Source organism: Deinococcus sp., from assembly GCF_018260555.1.
GTDB lineage: Bacteria > Deinococcota > Deinococci > Deinococcales > Deinococcaceae > Deinococcus.
This window is the reverse complement of record NZ_JAGLBB010000128.1, coordinates 1-2,732: the sequence shown is the minus strand read 5'-3', so window position 1 is coordinate 2,732 and position 2,732 is coordinate 1. Positions and strand designations below refer to the sequence as shown.

At 61.8% G+C, this 2,732-nt stretch carries 2 protein-coding genes and 1 CRISPR repeat array; of the genes, one reads left to right on the top strand and one right to left on the bottom strand.

Going from position 1 to position 2,732, the window contains the following annotated elements; genetic code table 11:
• Positions 1-111 precede the first annotated feature (111 nt).
• Positions 112-866: direct repeats of the CRISPR family, unit length 37 nt; unit sequence GATTCGGCCTTCCTTCGGGGGGGCCGTGGATTGAAAC.
• 100 nt (positions 867-966) lie between these two features.
• Complete coding sequence (locus QZ271_RS14185) at positions 967-1,467, top strand: helix-turn-helix domain-containing protein (RefSeq protein WP_291432572.1); 501 nt, start codon at positions 967-969, stop codon at positions 1,465-1,467.
• A gap of 182 nt (positions 1,468-1,649) precedes the next feature.
• On the opposite strand, the gene QZ271_RS14180 is transcribed toward QZ271_RS14185, so the two are convergent.
• Positions 1,650-2,216 (bottom strand): hypothetical protein, encoded by a 567-nt coding sequence (locus QZ271_RS14180; RefSeq protein ID WP_291432570.1) that lies wholly within the window; start codon positions 2,214-2,216, stop codon positions 1,650-1,652.
• Between the last annotated feature and the right edge of the window lie 516 nt (positions 2,217-2,732).

Below are 2,732 nucleotides of genomic sequence, written 5' to 3'. Positions count from 1 at the left end.
GGACTGGTCAGCGTGTTCACGGGGGATATTCTCATGCCCAATTTCTCTGTCTGATCGTCCCCTGCTGAGCAGTTACCAACCCAAACTCTTTAAAGGCGTCCGCGATCTTGTGATTCGGCCTTCCTTCGGGGGGGCCGTGGATTGAAACCACACCATCCGGCAGGAGTGGTTGAAGCACACGACGATTCGGCCTTCCTTCGGGGGGGCCGTGGATTGAAACATGTGGGGTCCTCCCATTCGATGGTGATCTTCTTGATTCGGCCTTCCTTCGGGGGGGCCGTGGATTGAAACCTATTCACACGAAATCAGCCCTGCACGATGAACGCGGATTCGGCCTTCCTTCGGGGGGGCCGTGGATTGAAACGGACCCGACCCGAAAAAATCCGCCGCGTTCGCCGGATTCGGCCTTCCTTCGGGGGGGCCGTGGATTGAAACCTGAGCGCCCTGCTGAGCGCCCTGCGTCAGCCCGTCGATTCGGCCTTCCTTCGGGGGGGCCGTGGATTGAAACAACCCACTCATCCGCCAGCCCCACCGCCGCCAACACGATTCGGCCTTCCTTCGGGGGGGCCGTGGATTGAAACCGGTGGCGGCCGTACGCCTCGGGGGTGCGGGTGATGATTCGGCCTTCCTTCGGGGGGGCCGTGGATTGAAACCCCAGCAAAACGGAGTTCGACACATTCCGGGCGATTCGGCCTTCCTTCGGGGGGGCCGTGGATTGAAACACGACGCCGGTGGTGGTGTCGCTTGGGATGATCTCGATTCGGCCTTCCTTCGGGGGGGCCGTGGATTGAAACAGCAGATCGAAACGGTACGCGAGGCGCTCAAGCAAGATTCGGCCTTCCTTCGGGGGGGCCGTGGATTGAAGTGCGTCAGGGCCGGGGGTAAAGGCAACTATTTTAATGATGGGGGTGTAGTCATGGTCCTCGCGGTGCTATGGGCTCCGGTTAAATATCTTATAATCTTCGCATGAGACGGACACTCCTGACAGCTCCACTGGGGCATGACGCTGATACGTTCTGGCACCTGTACAAGACCAGCACGTCCGCCGTCGAACGGCGCAGGGCCCAGTTTTTTGCTCTGCTTGCTGAGGGACAGCCCCTGCCTGAAATCCTTCAGGTGACCCGGTATAGCCGAGTCACTGCCTACGATCTGGTGAGAAATTACCGCGAGCAGGGACTCGCTGGGCTGCGTGACGGGCGGCACTCCAATCAGGGCGCGCCTCGGCTGCTCAGTCCTGAGCAACAGCAGGCCCTGGCCGCCCGACTGCACGCCGACTTCGAACAGGGCATCGTGTGGTCTGGCAAAGACGTTCAGGACTGGCTTCAGGAGCAGTACGGGTTGTCGGTCTATCTTGGGCGAACCTATGAATTTCTGCGGGCGGCTGGCTTTACTCCCCAACGCTCGCGGGCCCGGCAGGTCGTTGGCAATGAGGCCGTGAAGGAAGCGGATAAATCCAGGTCCTCGTAGATCGGGACTGCACCGAAGCAACCGCAGTCCGTAGCATATGGACTGCGATTGAATGGGCTGCAAGGACCATTCAATCCGAGCGAAGCGAGTGGCAGTGGAGCGGGTTCCGGTCGTGGAGCTGGCAATCCGGTGATGTTCCGGACCTGTCGGCGAAACAAACGGAAGTCCGTATCAGATGAGGTTCAAGCGGAGGCCTTCATCACTTCAGTCACGTCGTCCCAGCCGAGGCTGAGGCCGTGCAACTGCATGAACTCCAGTTCTTGCATGGTGGCCCGTAGCTGCGCGGTCCACGCGGCGACTTTTTCCTGCTCCTCGTGCGCGGTGGGTATGGTGGGCGCGCGCCACAGGCGGAACGCCTTCGCTGGGCGGCTCCGGGCACGGTGCAGGTCGTCCAGTGCGCCTGCCAGTCCCCGGGTGTCGCTGCTGACGCGGTCTTCCATTCCCTGATACTGAAGTTCGTGGGCGTGTCCCGATTCGGTCAACTGCTGAAGGGTGGTGGGGTCCGCGCCCAACGGGGAGGCGCAGCGGGTGTGTAGGTGCTGCACGTGCCCCAGTTCTGTGTTCAGTCCGATGCTGGCACCCGGCCGGAGCAGACGCGAGCCACGCACGGCGAGCAGGTCGGCGCCGGTGCCGTCCAGGCCGATCAGTCGCAGCCAGGACCCCGCAGTCCAGTGTGCGTGGATGACGGTCACGGCCTGGGCCGCAGGGTACATGACGTCGTCACTGACCAGCAATTGATCGAGATACATATCTGACGGTAGCGGGCTTACTAAGTACACTGCGTTTATCTTGTCCATAAACCGCGCGGAGCAGAAGAAAGTACGTTGGAGCGGGAATGGAGAGGTTCCGGTGCTTTGCCGGCATGGCGCAATGTGAGCTTCAAGGTACTTAGCACAAAGCTCTTATCGGCGCTTCCCGCAGTGCGTGCTGTCCCGTGTGCGTGGCCCGGTGGGCGCAGGGGGCCAGCGGCCGGTCAGGGCAGCGGGCACGGGGGGCGAGGAAGGTGTGGTGCTCCGGGCGGATGCGAGGAAGAACAGCAGACGGGTTTCGCGGTATGCAGCGCCATCCGTATCAGGCCCTGTCCAGTCTGCGTTGATGCCCGGCAGGGGTTCCGCACGTCCCCTTGTCGTCATACCCCCCTGGGGTTTACATTCAGGGAGCCCACGGAGGGACCCGTATGTTCTTCAAACGTAACTGCTCAGCAGGGGGGTGGGGTGCGGCGCAAAGTGTAGAGTCTGGGTATCGCTGACGATGCCTGCCCAAAC